The 20469-nt window shown below is 65.7% G+C and carries 22 protein-coding genes; 6 read left to right on the top strand and 16 right to left on the bottom strand.

All coding sequences use genetic code 11. From position 1 onward, the window contains the following. Positions 1–157 precede the first annotated feature (157 nt). Positions 158–1168, top strand: a complete 1011-nt coding sequence (gene ybiB, locus A6M56_RS11505; RefSeq protein ID WP_102080696.1) for a DNA-binding protein YbiB — start codon at positions 158–160, stop codon at positions 1166–1168. 21 nt (positions 1169–1189) lie between these two features. On the opposite strand, the gene A6M56_RS11500 is transcribed toward ybiB, so the two are convergent. Together A6M56_RS11500 and A6M56_RS11495 are read right to left on the bottom strand one after the other, a co-directional pair. Beyond that, on the bottom strand, positions 1190–2059 hold the full coding sequence (locus A6M56_RS11500) for a pirin family protein (protein ID WP_045785706.1): 870 nt from the start codon (positions 2057–2059) through the stop codon (positions 1190–1192). Between the two features lie 13 nt (positions 2060–2072). Beyond that, positions 2073–2477 carry an OsmC family protein gene (locus tag A6M56_RS11495; protein ID WP_045785705.1) on the bottom strand — a complete coding sequence of 135 codons (405 nt, stop codon included), beginning with the start codon at positions 2475–2477 and terminating at the stop codon, positions 2073–2075. Between the two features lie 231 nt (positions 2478–2708). Between A6M56_RS11495 and A6M56_RS11490 the strand changes: the two genes are divergently transcribed. Together A6M56_RS11490 and rpoH are read left to right on the top strand one after the other, a co-directional pair. Then, positions 2709–5627, top strand: a complete 2919-nt coding sequence (locus tag A6M56_RS11490) for a sensor domain-containing diguanylate cyclase (RefSeq protein WP_286758131.1) — start codon at positions 2709–2711, stop codon at positions 5625–5627. A gap of 199 nt (positions 5628–5826) precedes the next feature. Then, entirely contained in the window at positions 5827–6747 is a 921-nt protein-coding gene (gene rpoH / locus A6M56_RS11485) for an RNA polymerase sigma factor RpoH (RefSeq protein WP_102080694.1), read from the top strand. Between the two features lie 76 nt (positions 6748–6823). On the opposite strand, the gene A6M56_RS11480 is transcribed toward rpoH, so the two are convergent. The 5 genes from A6M56_RS11480 to A6M56_RS11460 form a co-directional block, all read right to left on the bottom strand. Next, on the bottom strand, positions 6824–7426 hold the full coding sequence (locus A6M56_RS11480) for an SCO family protein (RefSeq protein WP_102080693.1): 603 nt from the start codon (positions 7424–7426) through the stop codon (positions 6824–6826). A 69-nt stretch (positions 7427–7495) separates the two neighbouring features. Further along, positions 7496–8437, bottom strand: coding sequence for a heme o synthase (gene cyoE / locus A6M56_RS11475; protein WP_045785701.1), 942 nt, complete (start codon positions 8435–8437; stop codon positions 7496–7498). A gap of 9 nt (positions 8438–8446) precedes the next feature. Beyond that, positions 8447–9538, bottom strand: coding sequence for a COX15/CtaA family protein (locus A6M56_RS11470; protein ID WP_102080692.1), 1092 nt, complete (start codon positions 9536–9538; stop codon positions 8447–8449). A 3-nt stretch (positions 9539–9541) separates the two neighbouring features. Continuing rightward, complete coding sequence (locus A6M56_RS11465; RefSeq protein ID WP_102080691.1) at positions 9542–10189, bottom strand: SCO family protein; 648 nt, start codon at positions 10187–10189, stop codon at positions 9542–9544. A 52-nt stretch (positions 10190–10241) separates the two neighbouring features. Then, the gene (locus tag A6M56_RS11460) at positions 10242–11012 is read right to left on the bottom strand and encodes an SURF1 family protein (protein ID WP_045785698.1); all 771 of its coding nucleotides are present in this window, start codon (positions 11010–11012) and stop codon (positions 10242–10244) included. 54 nt (positions 11013–11066) lie between these two features. Here A6M56_RS11460 and A6M56_RS11455 point away from each other — a divergent pair, with 54 nt between their 5' ends. Next, a complete protein-coding gene (locus A6M56_RS11455; protein ID WP_102080690.1) occupies positions 11067–11276 on the top strand; it encodes a twin transmembrane helix small protein in 210 nt (69 codons plus the stop codon). Positions 11277–11387: 111 nt separating this feature from the next. Here the strand turns inward: A6M56_RS11455 and A6M56_RS11450 are convergent, their stop codons facing one another. From A6M56_RS11450 to A6M56_RS11415, 8 genes are all read right to left on the bottom strand, one after another. Continuing rightward, positions 11388–12248, bottom strand: coding sequence for a cytochrome c oxidase subunit 3 (locus tag A6M56_RS11450; protein WP_045785696.1), 861 nt, complete (start codon positions 12246–12248; stop codon positions 11388–11390). A gap of 99 nt (positions 12249–12347) precedes the next feature. Continuing rightward, the gene (locus A6M56_RS11445) at positions 12348–12560 is read right to left on the bottom strand and encodes a DUF2970 domain-containing protein (protein ID WP_045785695.1); all 213 of its coding nucleotides are present in this window, start codon (positions 12558–12560) and stop codon (positions 12348–12350) included. Between the two features lie 4 nt (positions 12561–12564). Then, a complete protein-coding gene (locus A6M56_RS11440) occupies positions 12565–13173 on the bottom strand; it encodes a cytochrome c oxidase assembly protein (RefSeq protein ID WP_045785694.1) in 609 nt (202 codons plus the stop codon). 38 nt (positions 13174–13211) lie between these two features. After that, entirely contained in the window at positions 13212–13343 is a 132-nt protein-coding gene (locus tag A6M56_RS11435) for a cytochrome oxidase small assembly protein (RefSeq protein ID WP_211888735.1), read from the bottom strand. 52 nt (positions 13344–13395) lie between these two features. Then, positions 13396–15000 carry a cytochrome c oxidase subunit I gene (ctaD, locus tag A6M56_RS11430; protein WP_045785693.1) on the bottom strand — a complete coding sequence of 535 codons (1605 nt, stop codon included), beginning with the start codon at positions 14998–15000 and terminating at the stop codon, positions 13396–13398. Positions 15001–15041: 41 nt separating this feature from the next. Continuing rightward, a complete protein-coding gene (gene coxB, locus A6M56_RS11425) occupies positions 15042–16298 on the bottom strand; it encodes a cytochrome c oxidase subunit II (protein ID WP_045785692.1) in 1257 nt (418 codons plus the stop codon). Positions 16299–16347: 49 nt separating this feature from the next. Beyond that, on the bottom strand, positions 16348–16863 hold the full coding sequence (locus A6M56_RS11420) for a DUF2244 domain-containing protein (RefSeq protein WP_045785691.1): 516 nt from the start codon (positions 16861–16863) through the stop codon (positions 16348–16350). A gap of 193 nt (positions 16864–17056) precedes the next feature. Beyond that, the gene (locus tag A6M56_RS11415) at positions 17057–17998 is read right to left on the bottom strand and encodes a methyltransferase domain-containing protein (protein WP_102080689.1); all 942 of its coding nucleotides are present in this window, start codon (positions 17996–17998) and stop codon (positions 17057–17059) included. A gap of 105 nt (positions 17999–18103) precedes the next feature. Here A6M56_RS11415 and A6M56_RS11410 point away from each other — a divergent pair, with 105 nt between their 5' ends. After that, the gene (locus tag A6M56_RS11410; protein WP_102080965.1) at positions 18104–18826 is read left to right on the top strand and encodes a ComF family protein; all 723 of its coding nucleotides are present in this window, start codon (positions 18104–18106) and stop codon (positions 18824–18826) included. Between the two features lie 111 nt (positions 18827–18937). Beyond that, positions 18938–19408, top strand: coding sequence for a tRNA (uridine(34)/cytosine(34)/5-carboxymethylaminomethyluridine(34)-2'-O)-methyltransferase TrmL (gene trmL / locus A6M56_RS11405; protein ID WP_102080688.1), 471 nt, complete (start codon positions 18938–18940; stop codon positions 19406–19408). Between the two features lie 22 nt (positions 19409–19430). On the opposite strand, the gene A6M56_RS11400 is transcribed toward trmL, so the two are convergent. Further along, positions 19431–20447, bottom strand: coding sequence for an NAD(P)H-dependent glycerol-3-phosphate dehydrogenase (locus A6M56_RS11400; RefSeq protein WP_045785688.1), 1017 nt, complete (start codon positions 20445–20447; stop codon positions 19431–19433). Positions 20448–20469: the final 22 nt, after the last annotated feature.

Below are 20469 nucleotides of genomic sequence, written 5' to 3'. Positions count from 1 at the left end.
TTACTTTCTTTGGCAAGACAAAGAAAGTGACTCAGCCCCGGCAGGGGATGAAACGAGGGATGCCCCACCAACAAAGAACACTCCCCGCCCCACGCTAGCGCCAGCGCAAACCCCAGCGCTATGATCAAACCCACACAAACACCCCGCCAGCACCCTGATGCCCGCTCCCCCCATCCTTCCCGACACTGCCACTGAAGACGCCTTCGCCAACGGCCCCTTCCCCGCCGCCCGGTTCATCAAGGAAATCGGCCGCGGCGCAGACGGCGCCCGCGCCCTGGTCAAGCACGATGCCCGTGCGCTCTTCACCGCCATGCTGGAAGGCCGCATCTCCGACGTGCAGCTCGGCGCCATCCTGATGGCCTACCGCATCAAGGGCGAAACCCCGGAAGAACTCGACGGCATGCTGGAGGCCACGCATGCGCATTGCCGGCCGCTGCCGGCACCGCACACGCCGCAGCATGCGTTGCCGGTCATCATCCCCAGCTACAACGGCGCCCGCCGCCAGCCGAACCTCGTGCCGCTGCTAGCCAAGCTGCTGGCGCGCGAAGGCGTGCCCGTGCTGGTGCACGGCATCCGCCGCTTCGACGGCCGCATCACCACGGCCACGTTGTTCGACGCGCTCGGCTGGCCCATCTGCGAACACATGGACGAAGCGCGCGAGCGCCTCGAGAACGATCGCCTCGCGTATGTGCCGATCGACGTGCTCTCGCCCGAGCTGTCGGCGCTACTGGACAAGCGCGAGATCGTCGGCCTGCGCAACTCTGCGCACACGGTGGTGAAGATGCTGCAGCCCATCGGCGGACATGCGCCGCACGAGGCCCTGCGGCTCGTCAGCTACACGCACCCGGAGTACCGCGACACGCTCACCGATTACTTCCTGCGCCATCCGGCCAATGTGCTGCTCGCACGCGGCACCGAAGGCGAAGCCGTGGCCGACGCGCGGCGCGGCAGCGCGGTGGAGTGGCTGCACGACGGCACGCACGAAACGGTCATCGAAGCGGTGGAAGGTTCGAGCGATGCTCCGCCCGCGTTGCCCGCCGGCACCGATGTGGCAGCGACGGCGCAGTGGATTGCAGCCGTGCTCGACGGCAAGGCGCCGGTGCCGGAGCCGATCGCCAAGCAGGTCCGCGCGATCGTACGGTGTGCATGCCCCGCGCCGACTGCCTGATCGATCGCTCTGTCTTGCCGCTTACCTGGACGGCAGCGGGATGCGCTCCGTCTCACCGGGCACGTGGGCGAAGGCGTCGCTCTCCCAGCGCTGCTTGGCGTCTTCGATGTCGGCCTTGTCGCTGGCCACGAAGTTCCAGTAGATGTGGCGGTGGCCGTCGGTCGGGTCGCCGCCCAGCAGCATCACGCGCGATGACACCTGCGCGGTGAGCATCACGTCGCCGCCCGGCTCCAGCACGGCGAGGTGGTGCGGGTCGAGCGCCTCGCCGTCGATCGTGACCGCGCCTTCGACGAGATACAGGCCGCGGTCCGCATGCTCGGGCGGGATCACCAGCGACGCGCCGGCCGCGAGTTCCAGCGCCACGTAGAGCGTGCGCGAATTCACCTTCACCGGCGACGTCAGCCCGAACGCATCGCCGGCAATCACCACGCCCTGCACGCCCGGGCAATCGAGCTTGGGCAACGTGCTGGCGGCGTGGTGTGCAAAGCTTGGCGCGACTTTCTCCTGGTCCTTCGGCAACGCCACCCAGGTCTGGATTCCATGCAGGCGGGCGCCGCGCTGGCGCACCCCGGGCGGGGTGCGTTCGGAATGCGTGATGCCGCTGCCGGCCGTCATCCAGTTCACGTCGCCGGGGACGATGGTCTGCACGCTGCCGAGGCTGTCGCGGTGGACCATGCTGCCGTCAAACAGGTAGGTGACGGTGGCCAGGCCGATGTGCGGATGCGGGCGCACGTCGATGCCCTCGCCGGGGGCGAAGTCCACTGGGCCCATGTGGTCGAAGAAGATGAACGGCCCGACCGTCTGCCTGGCCGCGGAAGGCAGCACGCGCTTGACCGAGAAGCCGCCCAGGTCGCGCACGTGCGGGCCGATGATGTGCTGGATGCTTGTCATGGGAACGCTCTCCTCAGCCGCGTTGGGCGAGTTCGGTGTCGATGCTGATCTCGACTTCCGTCATCAGCTTGTGCACGGGGCATTTGCCGGCCACGCGCAGCAGGTCGGCGCGCTGTTCGTCGGTCAGCTCGCCATGCAGGGTGAGCACGGTGCGCAGCGTGTAGCGGCCCTGGCGCTCCTGGCTGCCGTCATGCTCGACTGCCACGTCGATGGCGTCCAGCGGGTACTTGCGCTGGCGGGCGTAGAGCGTAACGGTCAGCGCCTTGCAGCTGGCCAGCGCAGCGTCGAAGTAGGCATGCGGGTCGGGCGCGCTGCCCTCGCCGGCCGGCCTCGGCACGTCGGTGTAGATCGTGCCTTCAGGGAAGGTGATCTTGTGGCGGAAGAGGCCTTCGGTGTCCTTGCTGACAACGATGGGCATGGCGGCTCCTGTAACGGTTTTTGCGATGTCCGGGCAGTGTAGCCAACTTGTGGAGCGGCGATGGCACGTGCGCCGGGCACCGCATGGCGTTGCTGTCAAAGCACATCCGGAGGCAGGTATGGCCGGGCAGGGGGCTTGATGGGCGCGCCCCCCTCAAGCGGCGCCGTTTTTCGCCGTTCTTCCGGTTAGAAGACATCCGTCCTGCCACAGCTCCGCTCACGCGTCACCTCCATGGTTTCTCGCCGGCCGCTTGTCGCCATTGCCGGCGGCATCGGCGTTCTCCTCGTTCTTGTCGGCCTGACCGTGATGGCGGGCTGGCTGCAGCATTGGCCGTGGGCGGTGAAGCTGGGCACCGACCAACTGCTGATGGTGTTTGCCACGGGACTGTATCTGACGCTGCTCGGTACGGGGCTGGGCGCGCTCGTCGCTGGCACGGTGCAGCCGGGCGCGCGATGGGCAGACCCGGCAGCGCGACTCTTGAGCGGTGCCGTTGTGGTGCTGTGCGGGCTGCGCTTGGCGGAGGTGGTCACGGGCTGGCCCGTCTCGCTCGATTTTCCGGGGCTGCATGCATGGCTCGATCGGCAATGGGTGACTGGCTGGATCGGCGGCATGCATCCGAGCCACGCGCTGGCGCTGGCGGCATCGGCCATGGCACTGAACCTCGTCCCCACACTGCGGCGGGCCCGTCGCACGCGATGGCTGTGGGGCCTCATCGGCGTGGCGATGCTGCTTTGCGCGGTCGACCTGCTGGGCCGTGCGATGGCGCTGGAGTACCTTTACCCCGCATGGCTGCGCTGGCGCGCATCGGACGTGGCCGCGGTCTGTACGCTCGTGGTGGTGACGGGCGTGCTGTGCGTGGCGCTGGCGCGGAATCCGGGGCTGCTGCGCATGCGACTGTCGCCGGAAGACACCATCGTGTGGATCAGCGGCACCTGCGTGATGCTGGCGGGGCTTGGCGCCACGATCACGGCGTTCATCATCCAGGTCGACAGCGCCAGCGTGATGTTTGGCATGACGCGGGCACGGGCGCTCGGCAGCTATGCACAGGAACTGGATCAGGTGCTCACCTTGCGCGCCGAAAGTCCGCGCCTCATCGCGGCGGCGACGCATGTCCAGGAGGCACTGCGCCATCCAGCCGACACCGCGGCGCGCCTGCGCGGCGCCACCGCGTTGCAGGCGTATCGCGACCAAGGCTATTCATACCTCCAGTTGCGCACCCTCGGCGGCGACGGCGTAGTCAGCCTCGGTGCGCCGGTGCGCGGTCCGGAACTGTCGATACCGCTGCACGTGGGGCTGGCCCCGGAGCGCGTTTCGCTGCAATGGGTACACGGTTTTGCGATGCGCACCGGAACGCCCGTCATGGCCGATGGCGCGCACATCGGCTGGCTGGTCGCCGAGCAGCCGCTGGCCAAAATGACGGCCCGCTACGCCGGCGTGCGCGATGCCGGCACGACGGAAACCTTCGCTATGTCAGGGCTGGATGCGCGTGGCCGGGCGATGTCTTTTCCGCAGCGCTTTGATGCGTACGTCTTCGAGCTGCCGGCCCTGACGGTGGACCGTCGGCCGCTGCCGTCGCGCCTGGCACTGGCAGGCCAGGCGGGCTACGGCCAATGGCAGGACATCCACGGCATGCCGACCTCGTTCAGCTATACGCCCATCGGTCATACCGGCCTGGCATTGATCAGCAAGATCGCGAGCGCGGAACTCTACGCACCCATGCGCGCGCAATTCGAGCGGCTGGCAGCGCTCATGGTGTGCGTGATGCTGGGCAGCGTGCTGGTGATCCGTCTGACGGTGCGGCCATTTGCCAACAGGCTCGCCGCTTCGGAGCGCGCGCTGCGCACGGCCAACGAAGACCTCGAGCGCCGCCGCGACGCGCTGCGCGCAAGCCGCGAACAACTGCGCCTGGTGGCCGACAACGTGCCGGCGCAGCTGAGCTACGTCGATCCCGACGGCATCCTGCGCTTTGCCAGCCGTACGATGCTCGAAGCGTTCGACTGCACCGAAGAGGCACTGCTTGAACGCCACGTCAGCGATATCTACACGTCAGAGGACTACCGCGCGCTGCTGCCGTACATGGCCGAGGTGCTGGCCGGTTATCCGGTGCAGTTCGAGATCACGTCCATGCGCACCGGCGTGCCGCGCTACCTGAGCGGCCACTACTCCCCCGATTACGACGACCGCGGCATGCTGCGCGGCTACTTCTCGATCCTGCAGGATCTGACCGCACGCACCACGGCCGAGCAGGCCCTGGCGCGCAGCGAACGCGCGCTCAAGCTGGTGCTCGACAACGCGCCGCTGCTCGTCTCGTACATCGATCCGCATGGAATCTTCACGTTCTGCAACGTCACACACGCGCGCTGGCTGCAGCGCACGCCGGAGGAGGTCTGCGGCCAGCCGGCCGAGCAGGTTTTCACACCGGGCACGTATGCCCTGCTGGCGCCCTATCTGCAGCGCGCGGTGCGCGGCGAGCCGGTCGAGTTCGAGATCACCGCGCCGTGGTACGAAAAGGCGCACGCGAGCGGGACGCGCAGCCCCACGCGACACTTCCGCGGGCAGCTTGTGCCAGACGCGGCCGAGACCGCCGACGGGCGCTACGGCATCTACGCGTTCGTCCAGGACGTGACCGAAGCCAAGCGCAGCGAGATGGAGCTCTCGCGCATGGCGCGCTTCGATGCCCTCACCGGCCTGCCCAACCGCTACGAACTGTACGAACGCCTGCGGGCGGCGCTGAAACGCCGCCACCGCGTGCCCGCATCGCTGGGCGTGCTGTATCTCGACGTCGACCACTTCAAGCGCATCAATGACACCTACGGCCACGCCGCCGGCGATGCGGTCCTCGTGGAGGTCGCCCAGCGGCTGCAGCGTGCCGTGCGCCGCACGGACACGGTGGCCCGACTCGCAGGTGACGAATTCATCATCCTTCTCGACCCCATCGACGCGCCCGAGGATGCGTTGCACACGGCACAGAAGGCCATCAACGCGATCCGCCCCCCGATTCACCTCCCCGGCGACATGGTGGTGCACGTCACCGCGAGCATCGGCGTGGCCTGCCCGGGGCCCGAAATAAGCGACCCGGACGCCGCGTTGCGTGAGGCGGACCAAGGCCTGTACTGGGCCAAGTCACGTGGCCGTGACACGGCAGCCTAGCCGCGAACCGATGGCCCGATTGCCGGTCTATGACAGGGTGCGCCGCCGAATTTGCTGCGGCGCAAACATCACACTATCGGAGCAAATCTTCTAATTTACGGGAACTATCAACCGCTCAAAAAAGTCCTATTAGCACTCATCCGGTTGGAGTGCTAACATGCCTCTCCAAACCTCCACTGGATTTCGACAGGAGTCCTGAGTGAACGCAATCATTCCCGTGAACACCGCTTCCGCCATCGCCACGCAGCCGTCGGCCAACGCGTGGGCGCTGGCGTTCCCCGGCAACCTGGGCAACATCGACGCCTACATCCAGAGCGTCAACCGGGTGCCGATGCTGTCTGCCGAAGAAGAACGACAGCTCGCGCGCGACTATCGCGCCACCGGCAATCTCGATTCCGCCCGCCGCCTGGTGCTCTCGCACCTGCGCCTGGTGGTGTCGATCGCCCGTCAGTACCTCGGCTACGGCCTGCCGCATGCCGACCTGATTCAGGAAGGCAACATCGGCCTGATGAAGGCCGTCAAGCGCTTCGATCCTGACCAGGGCGTGCGTCTCGTTTCGTACGCAATGCACTGGATCAAGGCCGAGATGCACGAGTACATCCTGAAGAACTGGCGCATGGTCAAGGTGGCCACCACCAAAGCGCAGCGCAAGCTGTTCTTCAATCTGCGCAGCCACAAGCAGGACGCGCAGGCGACGTTCACGTCCGACGAGATCGACGCCGTGGCCGCCGAGCTGAACGTCAAGGGCGCCGAGGTACGCGAGATGGAAACGCGCCTCTCGGGCGGCGACATCGCGCTGGAAGGCCAGATGGATGACGGCGAAGAGTCGTTCGCTCCGATCGCCTACCTGGCCGACACGCACAACGAGCCGACCCGCGTGATCGAAGCGCGCAGCCACGACCGCCTGCAAAGCGAAGGCATCGAGACGGCGCTGGCCAAGCTCGACGACCGCAGCCGCCGCATCATCGAAGCGCGCTGGCTGAACGTGAACGACGATGGATCGGGCGGCGCCACGCTGCACGAGTTGGCAGACGAGTTCGGCGTTTCGGCCGAGCGCATCCGCCAGATCGAAGCCGCAGCGATGAAAAAGATGAAGGGCGCCCTGCAGGCCTTTGCGTAATTGCCGCTTCCAGCCATAAGAAAGCCCGCCAGACTTGGCGGGCTTTTTCTTTGGGCACCTGCGGCGGCTGTGCGGATCAGTCGAGCAGCAGCTTGATGTCGTGCGCGATCGGCTCGGGGCCCTGGCCGTGCTTGATGAACAACCGCAGGTTGCCCTTCGGATCGAACATGTAGCTGCCCGCGGTGTGGTCCATCGTGTAGTTGTCCGGCGAGCTGCCGGGCACCTTGCTGTAGTACACCTTGAAGTCTTTCGCGACCTTCTGCAGCTCGGCCTCGTTGGCGGGGCGCAGACCGATGAAACGCGGGTCGAACGCCGGCACGTACTTGGCCAGCAGGTCCTGCGTGTCGCGCTCGGGGTCGACGGTCACGAACAGCACCTGCACGCGGTCGGCGTCCTTGCCGAGGGTATCCATCACGGCGCGCAGTTCGGCCAGCGTGGTCGGGCACACGTCGGGGCAGTGCGTGTAGCCGAAGAACATCACGACGACCTTGCCCCGGAAGTCCTGCAGCGTGCGGCGCTTGCCGGTGTGGTCGGTGAGCGAGAAATCGGTGCCGAAGCTCTTGGAGCCGGTGATGTCCAGATTCTTGAAGGCCGGCTTGTCGGTGCACGCGGCCAGGGCCAGCACGGCGGTTGCAAGCACGGCAAACAGCGTGGCACGGAATGGTCGGAACGAAAGCATGGTCGTCAGGTTGAAAGGAGGCCGCCTAGCGTAACGCCTGCGGCACTCACTTGCCGATGTGGGCATGCGTCACAGCGTCGCGCCCGGCGTCAGGGTGGGGCCGAACTTGAAGTAGTGGTCCACCAGCAGCGCGGCAAACAGGATGGAGAGATACACGATCGAATAGCGGAAGGTCTTCTGCGCCAGCGCATCGGAGTAATTGCGGTACATGCGCCACGCATAGGCGAGAAAGCCGAAGCCGAGCAGCAGCGCCGTCCCGAGGTAGATGTAGCCGCTCATGCCATACACGAACGGGAGGATGGTCGCGGCGATCATGATCAGCGTGTACAGCAGGATGTGCAGCAGCGTGTATTTCTCGCCGTGGGTGATCGGTAGCATCGGCAGGCCGGACTTGGCGTAGTCGGCGCGGCGGTACAACGCCAGCGCCCAGAAGTGCGGCGGCGTCCAGGTGAAGATGATCAGCACCAGGATCCACGCCTCGGCCGGCACGCTGTTGGCGACCGCGGCCCAGCCCAGCGCCGGCGGCATCGCACCGGACAGGCCCCCGATCACGATGTTCTGCGGCGTGGCCGGCTTGAGCAGCAACGTATAGATGATCGCGTAGCCGATGAAGGTGGCGAAGGTCAGCCACATCGTCAGGTCGTTGGCGAACACGTGCAGCGTCCACATACCTGCACCGCCCAGCACCACCGAGAACACCAGGATCTGCCGCGTGCCCAGCTCGCCGCTGGCCGACGGGCGCCAGGCCGTACGGCGCATCATCGCGTCGATCTTGCGCTCGACCAGGCAGTTGATCGCGAAGGCGGCACCGGCAAACAGCCAGATGCCGACCGCGCCGCCAATGAGCACCGGCCACGGCACCATGCCCGGCGTGGCCAGGAACATGCCGATGACGGCGCAGAACACGGCGAGCTGCGTGACGCGCGGCTTGGTCAAGGCTGCGTACTGCGCCGCGGTATGTCGCCAGCCGGGGAGTTGAGTGGAAGTCGAGGGAGAAGCCACGGTATTCATGGGAAACGGTCAGACGGCGGCCACTGCCGCAGGCATTGGCACGCGCGCCCGCGCGAGCCCGATCAGGTAATGCAGGCGCACCATCAGCAGCAGCAGCATCGCTGCTCCACCGTTGTGCGCCACGGCAGCCAGCAACGGCCACCCAAGCACGATGTTCGATAGGCCGGTGCCGAGCTGCACCGCCAGTACGATGAGCAGCACGGTCGCCACGCGGCCCATGCCGTCGATACGCCGCGCACGAAGCCCTAACCACACCAGGTAGCTCAGCACGACCACGGCAAACACGCGGTGCGTCCAGTGGATGGCGACAAGCGCATCGTGGGAAATGAACTCACCGCCGGCGGTACGGCCGAGCTGGCGCCAGAATGTGAAGCCGTGCGCAAAATCCATCGGCGGAACCCACTGGCCGTTGCACAGCGGGAAGTCGGTACAGGCGAGCACCGCATAGTTCGTACTGACCCAGCCGCCCAGCGCGATCTGCACGATCAGCAGCACGAGGCCGGCGACGGCCGCCGCGCGCAGTGAAGCGGCACGCTCGTCCACCCGGCGCGGCGCATCGTTCTTGCAGCCGAGCCAGATGAGCAACGCGAGCAGCGACATGCCCAGCAGCAGGTGCGTCACCACAATCGCCGGCTGCAGCTTCAGCGTGACGGTCCACGCGCCGAATGCGCCCTGCACGCACACCAGCGCGAGCACGGCCGTCGCATACCACGGAGATTGCTTCAACTCCCGGCGCTTGACCCATGCCACCACGACCAGCGTGATGATCAGCACGCCCACCGCCATCGCAAAGTAGCGGTGCGTCATCTCGATCCACGCCTTCATCCACGTGACCGGGCCGCTGGGCATCGCAAGCTGCGCAGCATGGATGTCGTCGCGCGCGTGGAACGGGTTGGACGTGCCGTAGCAGCCGGGCCAATCCGGACAGCCGAGGCCCGAATCGGTCAGCCGCGTGAAGCTGCCGAACATGATCAGGTCCAGCGTCAGGAACGCCGTGATCCACACCAGCTTGCGATACTTGTTGCGGTCACCCTTGACCAGCACGTAGCACAGCGGGATCAGCGCGATCAGGATGCCGATGGAAGCGAGTTGCAACAGCATGGCTTATCCGATGCGCGAATACTTGAGCAGACGCGTGAGGTCCCCGCGGACCTTTTTCGGGTCGGGATCCTTCGGGAACTGCATCATCAGGTTGCCAAGCGGGTCCACCAAGAAGAGATGATCGGCGGGCAATGTCTTGCCATCGGTCAGCCAGTTCCCGGGCAACTGGGGCGCCCGCAGGAAGCGCACGGCGGCGTAGTCGTCGTTGTAGGCCTGGACGAGGCGCGGGTCGATGTCGCCGCGGTCGGTGACGAGCCAGACGGGAACGATGCGGTCGCGGTCCGGCCCTTGGCCGATGCGCAGCTGGCGCATGGTGAAGAGCTTGCGCGCGCAGTGGTCGTCGCAGGCGCTGCCGTCCACCGACACCATCAGCCACTTGCCCTTGAGGCTCGCGAGCGGCACTTCGGCGCCGTGCTCGTCCTGCACCATGAGGTTGGCCGGGATCGGGCGCTGCGGGTCGACCAGCGTGCCATACGCCGCCTTGCCGCCGGCGGGCGTGAAGACGTAATAGGCGAGGTACGACGCAATCACCGGGGACGCACACACCAGCAGCAGGAACAGCATCATCAAGCGGCCCCGGCGTGTGCGTGCGTCGATGCGCGGGTCGGCGGGGGCTTCGAGCGTGCCCGGCGCGGTTTCCTGATTCACCATGTGATTCCCAATCCATGTGGCTGCGGCACTAAGCCGCAACGCGAGTTCGTATTCACGCGGGCTCTGAAGCGCCCGCCAAGCGACGATAGCGTCGCACGCCGTAGAAGACCATCAGCCCCAGCACCCCAGCGGCCATTGCAAACCACTGGAATGCGTAGCCGTAATTGCGGTCGGCGCCCAGGTCGGCGCGCGGCCAATCGCGCGCCAGGCCGTCCTGCGCGTCGGATTCCTGCTGTACCACGAACGGTTGCAGCGGCATGCCGATTTCGCGCGCGAACGCGTCGAGGTCGATATTCTGCCTAAGTCGCTGGCCGGCTTCATCCGCGGCGTCCTTTCCGCCCAGGCTGAAGACACGGCTGGCATGGGGCACGGCCATCCCTTCGACCTGCACTTCCCCGGCGGGGGTGGTGTATGGCGCAATGCGTGTGCGGTCGACCGGATCGCGCGGCAGCCAGCCGCGATTGACGAGCACGGCGCGCCGGCCGGCGCCCTCCAGCACCAGCGGAATCAGCACCTCGAAGCCCGGGCGCGACACGCCGTTGGTCACATGGGGCCGGTTTTCGAGCAAAACCGTGTGCGCCACATCGAATGTGCCGCGCAGCAGCACCGGCCGATACAGCACCGCATCGGCTGCCACCGGCTGCGCAGTAATGCGCTGGGCCGGCGCATTCTGCAAGGCGACGATGCGCGCCTGCCGCTCAATGCGCTCGTGCGCACGCTGGAGCTGCCAGCGGCCGAGCGCGCACGTGAGGGCGATCAGCGCCACACCGGCGATCATCGGCACGGGCGCAAACCAGTCGCGCAGCGGCACCCGCACGGTCATTGCGCGCCCTCGGTGAGATAATCCACCACGCCCGTTTCCAACCTATCCGCCTCCATGCGCATCGTCGTTGCCATCGCGTTCCTGCTGATTCTCGGCAGCCTTGCCTCCGCACTGTTCTTCCTGATGCGCGACAAGGGCCACAGCAGCCGCACCGTCCGCTCGTTGATGTTCCGCGTCGGCTTTTCGATTGCGCTGTTCATCTTCATCCTGGTGGCCAACCGGCTGGGCTGGATCCACAGCACCGGCATTCCCATGGGCCAGTAGCGGCGCAATCGGCCGGCAGAAAAACGAAAACGCCGCAGCGGTGTCCCGTCTGCGGCATTGTCTTGGCAGGATCATCGGGCAGCGCGAGGCCGCCCCAATCCTACGCTCGGTTTATAGCCAGTACACGACCACGTACAGGCCAAGCCACACCACGTCCACAAAGTGCCAGTACCACGCGGCGCCCTCGAACGCGAAGTGGTGCTCCGGCGTGAAATGGCCCTTGATCACGCGGCCCAGCACCACCGCCAGCATGATCGCGCCCATCGTCACGTGGAAACCGTGGAAGCCGGTAAGCAGGAAGAACGTCGAGCCATAGATCCCCGAGGTCAGCTTCAGGTTGAGTTCGTGATAGGCGTGAATGTACTCGTACGCCTGGAAGCCCATGAACGTGAAGCCCAGGATGATCGTCAGCAGCAGACCCTGGATCACCTGCGCGCGCTTGCCTTCACGCAGCGCGTGGTGGGCCCAGGTGAGCGTCACGCCGGAGGTCAGCAGGAGCGCGGTGTTGATCGTCGGGATCGGCCACGGGCCCATCGTCGTGAACGGTGCCACCGTGCCGGCGGGGCCGGCGTTCGGCCAGATCGCGTTGAAGTCGGGCCACAGCAGCTTGTTGTTCAGGTCGCCCAGCCACGGCATGGAGATGGTGCGGGCATAGAACAGCGCACCGAAGAACGCCGCGAAGAACATCACTTCCGAGAAGATGAACCAGCTCATCGACCAGCGGAACGAGGCGTCTACGCGGTCGCCATACCGGCCGCCTTCCGACTCCGAGATGGCGTCGGCAAACCAGGCGCGCAGCACGAACAGGAACCACAGCAGGCCGATCAGGAACGTCCACGGCGCCCACGGCTGGGCGTTCACCCACGCTGCGGAGCTCAGCAGCACGATCAGCAGGCCGACGCTCGCCGAAATCGGATGCCGCGACGGCCCGGGCACGAAGTAGTACGGAGCATTCGCTCGATTCGCACTCATCTCTTTTTCTCCAGCTCTGTTTTTTTAAGAATCCACTCGATGTTGCCCGGCCTCACCGCCTCACCACCGACTGCGCAGGCCGTCTCCTCAACCCACCGCTCAACCGACCACGGCGCGCACGATCATCAACAGCACGACGATGAACAGCACCGCCGCCAGAACGCCCGCGATGATCACGTGCACAGGGTTCAGCTGCGCCATGTCGCGGTCGTGATCCTGGCCTTTGCGCACACCGAAGAAGGACCAGAACACCGCCTTCATCGTCTGCGCGAAGGATGCGCGCCGTCGGGTCGCTTCTTTCAGTTCGTCCATGTCCTCACGTTCCCCTACCGGGCACGGTGGGCGCCTGCGCCACCGGCTTGCCGATTTCAAAGAAAGTGTAGGACAAGGTGATCGTCTTCACGTCCTTCGGAAGATCCGGATCAATGACAAACACCACCGGCATCTCGCGCGATTCGTTGGCGGCCAACGTCTGCTGCTTGAAGCAGAAACACTCGATCTTCTTGAAGAACTCGGTGGCCTGCTTGGGCGCATAGCTCGGGATGGCCTGAGCCTCGACCGTGCGCCCCTCCTTGTTTACTACCTCGTAGACGATCTGGCTGATCTCGCCCGGGTGGACTTCCATGCTGTTCTGGACCGGGCGGAAGCGGAACGGCCCCTGGCTGTTCGAATCGAACTCCACCGTGATCGTGCGCGTCTGGTCGACCTGCGTGTTGCGCAGCGCCCCGCCGTCGTAATCGCGCGTGGTCAGCACGTTGATGTTCGTGACCTCGCAGATCTTCTTGTACAGCGGCACGAGCGCATAGCCGAACCCGAACATCATCACCACCACGACGGCCAGCTTGCCGAGCATGGCCCGGTTCAGGCCGCGGTCAGCAGCGCTGGTGTCTTCGGAGGGCTCCGGCTTGGCCGGCGTTTGGCTCATGTGCGGTCTCGCTCAGCGATCGGTGTTGCCGCGGCCGGCTATGCGCCGAACACGACGCGCTTGAAAATCACACCCAGAAAGAAAACCAACGCAATCGTGGCAAGGATGAACGCGAGACGCCGGTTGCTGGCACGCTGCTCGGGCGTTGGGCTTTTTTCTGGATTCGACATCGTTGTCCGGAGGATCGCGAGGCCGGCACCGGCCAGCCCCGCGACACCTGCATTACTTGACCAGCGGCGGTTCTTCAAAGGTGTGGAACGGCGCCGGCGAAGGCACGGTCCACTCCAGGCCTTCCGCGCCATCCCACGGCTTGTCGGCAGCCTTCTCGCCACCGCGGTACGACGGCAGCACCACGAAGAAGAAGAAATACACCTGCATCAGGCCGAAGCCCAGCGCACCGATCGACGCGATCGCGTTGAAGTCGGCGAACTGCTGCGGGTAATCCGCATAGCGGCGCGGCATGCCGGCCAGGCCCAGGAAGTGCATCGGGAAGAACGTGAGGTTGAAGGTGATCATCGAACCCCAGAAGTGGATCTTGCCGCGCGTCTCGCTGTACATGTAGCCCGACCATTTCGGACCCCAGTAGTAGAAGCCCGCGAACAGCGCGAACAGCGAACCGGCCACCAGCACGTAGTGGAAGTGCGCCACCACGTAGTAGGTGTCCTGCAGCTGGATATCGATCGGGGCCACGGCCAGGATCAGGCCCGTGAAGCCGCCCACGGTGAACACGAAGATGAAACCGATCGCAAACAGCATCGGCGTCTCGAACGTCATCGAGCCGCGCCACATCGTGGCCACCCAGTTGAAGATCTTCACGCCGGTCGGCACCGCGATCAGCATCGTCGCGTACATGAAGAACAGCTGGCCCGTCACAGGCATGCCCGTCGTGAACATGTGGTGCGCCCACACGATGAACGACAGGATGGCGATCGACGCCGTGGCGTACACCATCGAGCTGTAGCCGAACAGCGGCTTGCGCGCGAAGGCCGGCACGATCTGGCTGATGATGCCGAACGCCGGCAAGATCATGATGTACACCTCGGGGTGCCCGAAGAACCAGAAGATGTGCTGGTACATCACCGGGTCGCCGCCGCCGGCTGCCGAGAAGAAGCTCGTGCCGAAGTGGCGGTCGGTCAGCACCATGGTGATCGCGCCTGCCAGCACCGGCATCACGGCGATCAGCAGGTACGCCGTGATCAGCCATGTCCAGCAGAACATCGGCATCTTCATCAGCGTCATGCCGGGTGCGCGCATGTTCAGGATGGTCACGATGATGTTGATCGCGCCCATGATCGACGAGGCACCCATGATGTGGACAGCAAAGATGGCCATGTCCATGCCCGGGCCCATCTGCACCGACAGCGGCGCATACAGCGTCCACCCCGCGGCGGTGGCACCGCCCGGCACGAAGAACGAGCCCACCAGCAGGATCGCCGCAGGCGGCAGCAGCCAGAAGCTGAAGTTGTTCATCCGCGCGAAGGCCATGTCGGAGGCCCCGACCTGCAGCGGAATCATCCAGTTCGCAAAGCCCACGAAGGCCGGCATGATCGCGCCGAACACCATGATCAGGCCATGCAGCGTGGTGAACTGGTTGAACAGCTCCGGATGGAAGAACTGCAGGCCCGGCTGGAACAGCTCCAGGCGGATCAGCAGCGCCAGCGTGCCGCCCGAGAGCAGCATCATGAACGAGAACAGCAGGTACAGCGTACCGATGTCCTTGTGGTTGGTCGCAAGCAGCCAGCGGCGCCAGCCGTGCGGATGGTCGTGCGCGTGGTCGTCTCCATGACCGTGCGCGTGATCTTGCGGGTGCGTAACAGCGGTGCTCATCGAAGAACTCCTTGGGTTCGGTTCGTCACGCAGACGATCAATCAGCCGGCGCTGCGGTCTTGCGCCGCAGTCGCCTGTTGGGACGCCACCTTGCCGGCGGATTCTGTTGCAGCGGTCTTGGCGCCGCCGCCTTCCGGCATCTTGCCGCCGCGCGCATCCTTCACCTGCGAAGGCTGCAGCAGATCACCCGTGTGGTTACCCCAGTTGTTGCGCTCGTAGGTGACGACGGCGGCGATCTCCACATCGTTGAGCGCCGACGCCCAGGGCGGCATCGCAGCCTTGCCGTGCAGCACGATGTTCAGGTGCTCAGCCAGCGGGCCGTTCGCAATCTTCGAGCCGTCCAGCGCCGGGAACGGGCCGCCGCCCTTGCCGTTCGGCTGGTGGCACACCGCGCAGTTGGCGGCGTAGACCTTCTCGCCGCGCGACTTCAGCTCGTCCAGCGTGTAGGTCTTGTTCGGGTCATCGGCCTTCGCGGCCATTTCCTTCTTCTTGCCGTCGACCCACTTGGTGTAGTCATCCTGCGAAAGCACACGCACGACGATCGGCATGAAGGCGTGTTCCTTGCCGCACAGCTCCGCGCATTGGCCGCGGTACACGCCGACCTTCTCCGCCCTGAACCACGTGTCGCGCACGAACCCCGGAATCGCATCCTGCTTGACGGCAAATGCCGGCACCATCCACGAGTGGATCACGTCGTTGGCCGTGGTCACGATGCGCACCTTGCGATTGACCGGCACGACGAGTTCGTTGTCGACCTCGACCAGGTACGTGTTGCTCTTGGGCGCCTGGTTGTTGATCTGGTCGCGCGGGGTGGTGAGCGTGGAGAGGAACGAGATGCCCTCGCCTTCGCCCTTCAGGTAGTCATAACCCCACTTCCACTGGTAGCCGGTGGCCTTGATGGTGAGGTCGGAATTGGTGGTGTCCTTCATGGCGACCACGGCCTTGGTGGCCGGCAGCGCCATCCCGATCACGATCAGGAACGGCACGATGGTCCAGATGATTTCAACCGTGGTGCTTTCGTGGAACGTCGCAGGCTTGTGGCCGACCGACTTACGGTGCTTGAAAATGGAGTAGAACATCACCCCGAACACACCGATGAAGATCACGATACAGATGATCAGCATCATCCAGTGCAGCCAATGGATCTCGGCAGCGATCTTGGTGACCGGGGGCGCGAGATTGAGCTGCCGCACTGCGGGGCCGCCCGGCATGTCTTCCACTGCCAGGGCCGTTTGACTGAGGGCGAGGAGTGAGCCTGCCGCCAGCAAACTTGCCAATGTCTTATTCAACATTTTCATTTTTCGTTGTCCCACAATTTACAGATTCCACTCTGCCCCGGCGCGAGGCTCACGGAACGTGGGGTGGCGGCCCAAGCTCCAAACACCGGGAAAGCTCGTCTGCGAAACGTCGCCGGCCGGCAGGATCAAGAAACCTCCCCACCCGCACGACGCGCCCGCTCGAACACAGCGCGACCTGCTCTCGCAGCGGATCCTCCAGCTCCACCCGCACCCAGCGTGCGTTGAAGACGTGGCGAATCCGTCGGTTCGCAAAAACCTGCTCGATCACCAGCGCATCGTCGTCCAGCCAGACGTGCTCGTAATCGGAGGCGTGGCGGGCATAGTACAGCAATGCCCATCCGAGAATCGCGACCTCCAGTCCCGAGAAAGGCAACACCAACCAGGCGCCTTGCCACGCAAAGAACGAAGCGATCGCGAACGAGAGGATGACAATCGAGAGGTAGAACCAGCCGACCTGGCGAGGTGAAAGCGAGCAGTTTCGCTTCATGAGCCAGTTCTTCCGCGGCGATTCCGGGATGTTGGAGGCGCCGCACGCTGGCTGGAGCGCGATTCCAATGTCGTGCATTGAACCACTCCTGCCTCGGATGCATACCCGTACGGTTCGCCCGTGGCAAAAAACGGGATAGGCCTTTGGGGGACTGCTGCGACAAACTGGCGCATTATATGTTTGCAATTGACCCCAAACAAGGCAAAGCGCCTTTATGCAAGTCCCGGCTTGACAAGACCCCGTCAATACCGTTGTTGGCCGCGGAAGCGTTTCAGGCGCGCGGTTTGCGACCGATCTGGTCGATCGGAATCATGGCCCTGCCTTGCTCGTCCAGCGCCTGCCGGAGGCTCGGCGCGAGCTTCCAGGCGTGGCCGTAAACGACTTCGAAGGTCAGCGGAATGAGCCCGTCCGGATTGCGCTGGGCGTCGAGCGCGTCAAATAGCCGCTGGCGCCACCGCGGCGTATGCAGGCCCGCACCGGCGAGGCTGCGGCCCGCTTCATCGGCCAGCCCCGCCATGCCGCCCAGCAGATGCACATCGGCCAGCAGCGCCTGCGGGGTTTCGTACGTGATGGTGAGCTGCTCCATGTCCATCACGGGCGTGGACCAGCGGCTGTGCACGAGCATGTCGCCAATGTCGTGCATGTCGACAAAGCGCAGCGTGTGGACGCCCGCGTCGATGCCCGCCAGCGCACTGCGCAGCTCGCGCAGCGTATCGGGCCCGAACAGGCTGAACATGAGCAGCCCGCCCTCCGACGTCACGCGGTGCCACTCCGGAAAGATCGCGTGCGGCGCCGGATCCCAGTGCAGCGCCAAGTTCGACCAGAGCAGGTCGAACGACGCAGCGGCAAACGGCAGCGCCCGAAAATCGGCCTGGGCGAAATCGAATACGGGGCGCTTCTTCAGCAGGCGACCGAGCCAGCCGGCATCGGTGCGCTGCGGGTCAAGCGTCTGCGCCCGCGCCAGCATGGCGGCAGACCAGTCCACGCCGCAGATCTGCGCATCCGGATACTGCGCACGCAGCACCGCCAGCCCTTGCCCGAGGCCGCATCCGAGGTCGAGCGCGCGCGACGGCGTGGCCTTGATATAGGACAGCCGATCGTGCATGCGGCTGCCGACCTCGCGCAGCAGGAAATCCACGTCGGCGAAACGCGCGGCGCGGCGGTCGAAGGCGCGCCGCAGGGCGGCAGGACGGGCGAGGATGGGATCGGACATCAAAGAACCAGCGGGAAACTGCGGTTGCCAAGTATACCGGCGCGCAGTTTGAGGCGCCGTCCGATGGCGCCATGGCCGCCAAACGGCTTAGATAGCGGTTTTTTGATGCTCAAACACGCGTTATCTGCATGGTTTCGCGCCGGTTTGCGGGAGTTGCTGCCGTGCGCGTGCGCTGTGTGCGGTGCGGTCCAGCGCGAGCTCGTCTGCGCCGGCTGCATGGACGACCTTGCCCCGCTGCTCGGCAGGCGCCGCTGCATACAGTGCGCCATTGCGCTGGAAACGCGGCATCTTGCCCGCCATTGCCACGCCTGCCTCGCCGGCGCGCCCGACTTTGATGCGACCGTCACCCTTGCGGATTACGGCTGGCCGCTCGACCATCTCGTCACCGGATTGAAGTTCCGCGGCCAGTTGCCGCTCGCCGGCTGGCTGGCAGGTCGGCTCGGGGAGGCGTTGCGCGCCGCGCCGGGTAGGCTGCCGGACGTCCTGGTACCGGTGCCGCTCGCCCCCGCACGCCTGCGCTTGCGCGGCTACAACCAGGCGTGGGAGATCGCGCGGCGGCTGGAGGGGCAGTTGCAGATCGCCGCCCTGCCCACCGCCTTGCGGCGCGTGCGCGACAATCCCGCTCAGGCCACGCTGGACCGCGCCGAGCGGCTCGCCAACCTGCACGGTGCGTTTGTCGTCGCCGAGCCGGCCCGCATCGCCGGGCGCCATGTCGGCGTCGTGGACGATGTGATGACCACCGGCACCACGCTCGGCGAGATCGCCACGCAACTCAAACGCGCGGGCGCGCTGCGCGTCACGAATGTCGTGGCCTTGCGCACGCCGTGACGGCGTGCTTATGCGACATTCTGTCGCGCCCGCCACCGAACGCTGTGGCGGCGTGACAACCCTTCCCAATGTGGATAAGCTCGCCGCCGGAGTTTTCCCGCCATCGCAGCCATGTTCAACGTCGTCCTCGTCGAGCCCGAAATCCCGCCCAACACGGGCAACGTGATCCGCCTGTGCGCCAACACGGGCGCGCAGTTGCACCTGATCGAACCGCTGGGCTTTCCGCTTGAAGACGCGCGCATGCGGCGCGCGGGCCTGGACTACCACGAGTACGCGACGATGCGCGTGCATGCCGATTGGGGCGCCTTTCTGCGCAATGCGCAACCTGATCCCAGCCGCATGTTCGCGCTCACTACGCGCGGCTCGACGCCGTTTGCCAGCATGGCCTTCCAACCCGGAGACTGGTTCGTGTTCGGATCCGAAACGCGCGGATTATCCGAAGAACGACGCGAGTGGTTTCCGGCGTCACAGCGCATCCGCCTGCCGATGCGCCCCAACAACCGCAGCCTGAATCTGTCGAACACCGTGGCGGTGGTCGTCTTCGAGGCGTGGCGGCAGAACGGATTCGCGGGCGGCGCCTGAACACACAGCGCCGCACCCCGTCCTAGCGCGCGGACTCCGACTTGGCGTCGCGTTGCAAGAGGCGCTCCACCGCGCGCGCGGGCGCCAGCCCTTCGAACAGGACTTCGCAGACGGTAAACGTGATCGGCATATCGACGCCCCGGTCACGAGCCAGTGCCGCGACCGCGCGTGCGCAACGCACGCCCTCGGCAACATGACCGAGGCTGTGCAGGATGTCGTCGAGCGTGCGGCCTTGCGCAAGCTGCATCCCGACTGTCCGGTTGCGTGACAGATCACCGGTGGCGGTGAGCAGCAGATCGCCCATGCCGGTGAGTCCCATGAAAGTCTCCGGCCGGCCGCCAAGCGCAAGCCCAAGGCGCGTCATCTCGGCCAGCCCGCGCGTGACCAGCGCGGCGCGCGCGTTCAGGCCCAGGCCGAGGCCGTCCGCGGCACCAGTGGCGATCGCGAGCACGTTCTTGACCGCGCCGCCCACCTCCACGCCGACCAGGTCGTCGCTTGCATACACGCGCATGGCGTGATGGTGAAAGCCGCGCTGCGTGAACCTGCACAGCGTGTCGTTGGTCGATGCGACGGTCATCGCGCACGGCAGGCCCTGTGCGACTTCCTTGGCGAAGCTGGGGCCGGACAGCACACCGGTTGCCAGATCGCTGCGCCCGGTCTGGCGAAGGACCTCTGCAACGATGGCGTGGGGCAATGCTCCCGTCTCGGGGTCGAAGCCCTTGCACAGCCAGATGACGTTGCTCACGCCGCCATGCTCGGCAACGGCACGCGTCAGATCGGCCAAGCCCGCCACGGGCGATGCAATGACGGCGAGTGCGTCGTCACCCGCTGCGTGGTCGAGCGCCGCTTGCAGGTCATCGGAAAACCGCAGCATTGCCTGCAGCGCGATGCCCGGCAGATACGTTGCATTGACGTGCGTGGCGGCCATCTGCGCAACGAGGCTGGCATCGCGGCCCCACAGCACGACATCGTGCGATTGCGCGGCATGGCTGGCGAGGGCGGTGCCCCAGGCGCCGGCACCCAGAACGGAAATTCGCATGCGCGTGTTCAACATCGGTCAG

It is taken from the genome of Ralstonia sp. RL (assembly GCF_001683835.1).
Classification (GTDB): Bacteria; Pseudomonadota; Gammaproteobacteria; order Burkholderiales; family Burkholderiaceae; genus Ralstonia; species Ralstonia mannitolilytica.
This window is presented reverse-complemented; position numbering and strand designations above follow the sequence as displayed.

What these genes read in the sequence shown, in the direction of transcription:
- ybiB (WP_102080696.1), top strand. Translation starts at nt 158, where the DNA reads ATGCCCGCTCCCCCCATCCTTCCCGACACTGCCACTGAAGACGCCTTC.
- A6M56_RS11500 (WP_045785706.1), bottom strand. Translation starts at nt 2,059, where the DNA reads ATGACAAGCATCCAGCACATCATCGGCCCGCACGTGCGCGACCTGGGC.
- A6M56_RS11495 (WP_045785705.1), bottom strand. Translation starts at nt 2,477, where the DNA reads ATGCCCATCGTTGTCAGCAAGGACACCGAAGGCCTCTTCCGCCACAAG.
- A6M56_RS11490 (WP_286758131.1), top strand. Translation starts at nt 2,709, where the DNA reads ATGGTTTCTCGCCGGCCGCTTGTCGCCATTGCCGGCGGCATCGGCGTT.
- A6M56_RS11480 (WP_102080693.1), bottom strand. Translation starts at nt 7,426, where the DNA reads ATGCTTTCGTTCCGACCATTCCGTGCCACGCTGTTTGCCGTGCTTGCA.
- cyoE (WP_045785701.1), bottom strand. Translation starts at nt 8,437, where the DNA reads ATGAATACCGTGGCTTCTCCCTCGACTTCCACTCAACTCCCCGGCTGG.
- A6M56_RS11470 (WP_102080692.1), bottom strand. Translation starts at nt 9,538, where the DNA reads ATGCTGTTGCAACTCGCTTCCATCGGCATCCTGATCGCGCTGATCCCG.
- A6M56_RS11465 (WP_102080691.1), bottom strand. Translation starts at nt 10,189, where the DNA reads ATGGTGAATCAGGAAACCGCGCCGGGCACGCTCGAAGCCCCCGCCGAC.
- A6M56_RS11460 (WP_045785698.1), bottom strand. Translation starts at nt 11,012, where the DNA reads ATGACCGTGCGGGTGCCGCTGCGCGACTGGTTTGCGCCCGTGCCGATG.
- A6M56_RS11455 (WP_102080690.1), top strand. Translation starts at nt 11,067, where the DNA reads ATGCGCATCGTCGTTGCCATCGCGTTCCTGCTGATTCTCGGCAGCCTT.
- A6M56_RS11450 (WP_045785696.1), bottom strand. Translation starts at nt 12,248, where the DNA reads ATGAGTGCGAATCGAGCGAATGCTCCGTACTACTTCGTGCCCGGGCCG.
- A6M56_RS11445 (WP_045785695.1), bottom strand. Translation starts at nt 12,560, where the DNA reads ATGGACGAACTGAAAGAAGCGACCCGACGGCGCGCATCCTTCGCGCAG.
- A6M56_RS11440 (WP_045785694.1), bottom strand. Translation starts at nt 13,173, where the DNA reads ATGAGCCAAACGCCGGCCAAGCCGGAGCCCTCCGAAGACACCAGCGCT.
- A6M56_RS11435 (WP_211888735.1), bottom strand. Translation starts at nt 13,343, where the DNA reads ATGTCGAATCCAGAAAAAAGCCCAACGCCCGAGCAGCGTGCCAGCAAC.
- ctaD (WP_045785693.1), bottom strand. Translation starts at nt 15,000, where the DNA reads ATGAGCACCGCTGTTACGCACCCGCAAGATCACGCGCACGGTCATGGA.
- coxB (WP_045785692.1), bottom strand. Translation starts at nt 16,298, where the DNA reads ATGAAAATGTTGAATAAGACATTGGCAAGTTTGCTGGCGGCAGGCTCA.
- A6M56_RS11420 (WP_045785691.1), bottom strand. Translation starts at nt 16,863, where the DNA reads ATGCACGACATTGGAATCGCGCTCCAGCCAGCGTGCGGCGCCTCCAAC.
- A6M56_RS11415 (WP_102080689.1), bottom strand. Translation starts at nt 17,998, where the DNA reads ATGTCCGATCCCATCCTCGCCCGTCCTGCCGCCCTGCGGCGCGCCTTC.
- A6M56_RS11410 (WP_102080965.1), top strand. Translation starts at nt 18,104, where the DNA reads ATGCTCAAACACGCGTTATCTGCATGGTTTCGCGCCGGTTTGCGGGAG.
- trmL (WP_102080688.1), top strand. Translation starts at nt 18,938, where the DNA reads ATGTTCAACGTCGTCCTCGTCGAGCCCGAAATCCCGCCCAACACGGGC.
- A6M56_RS11400 (WP_045785688.1), bottom strand. Translation starts at nt 20,447, where the DNA reads ATGCGAATTTCCGTTCTGGGTGCCGGCGCCTGGGGCACCGCCCTCGCC.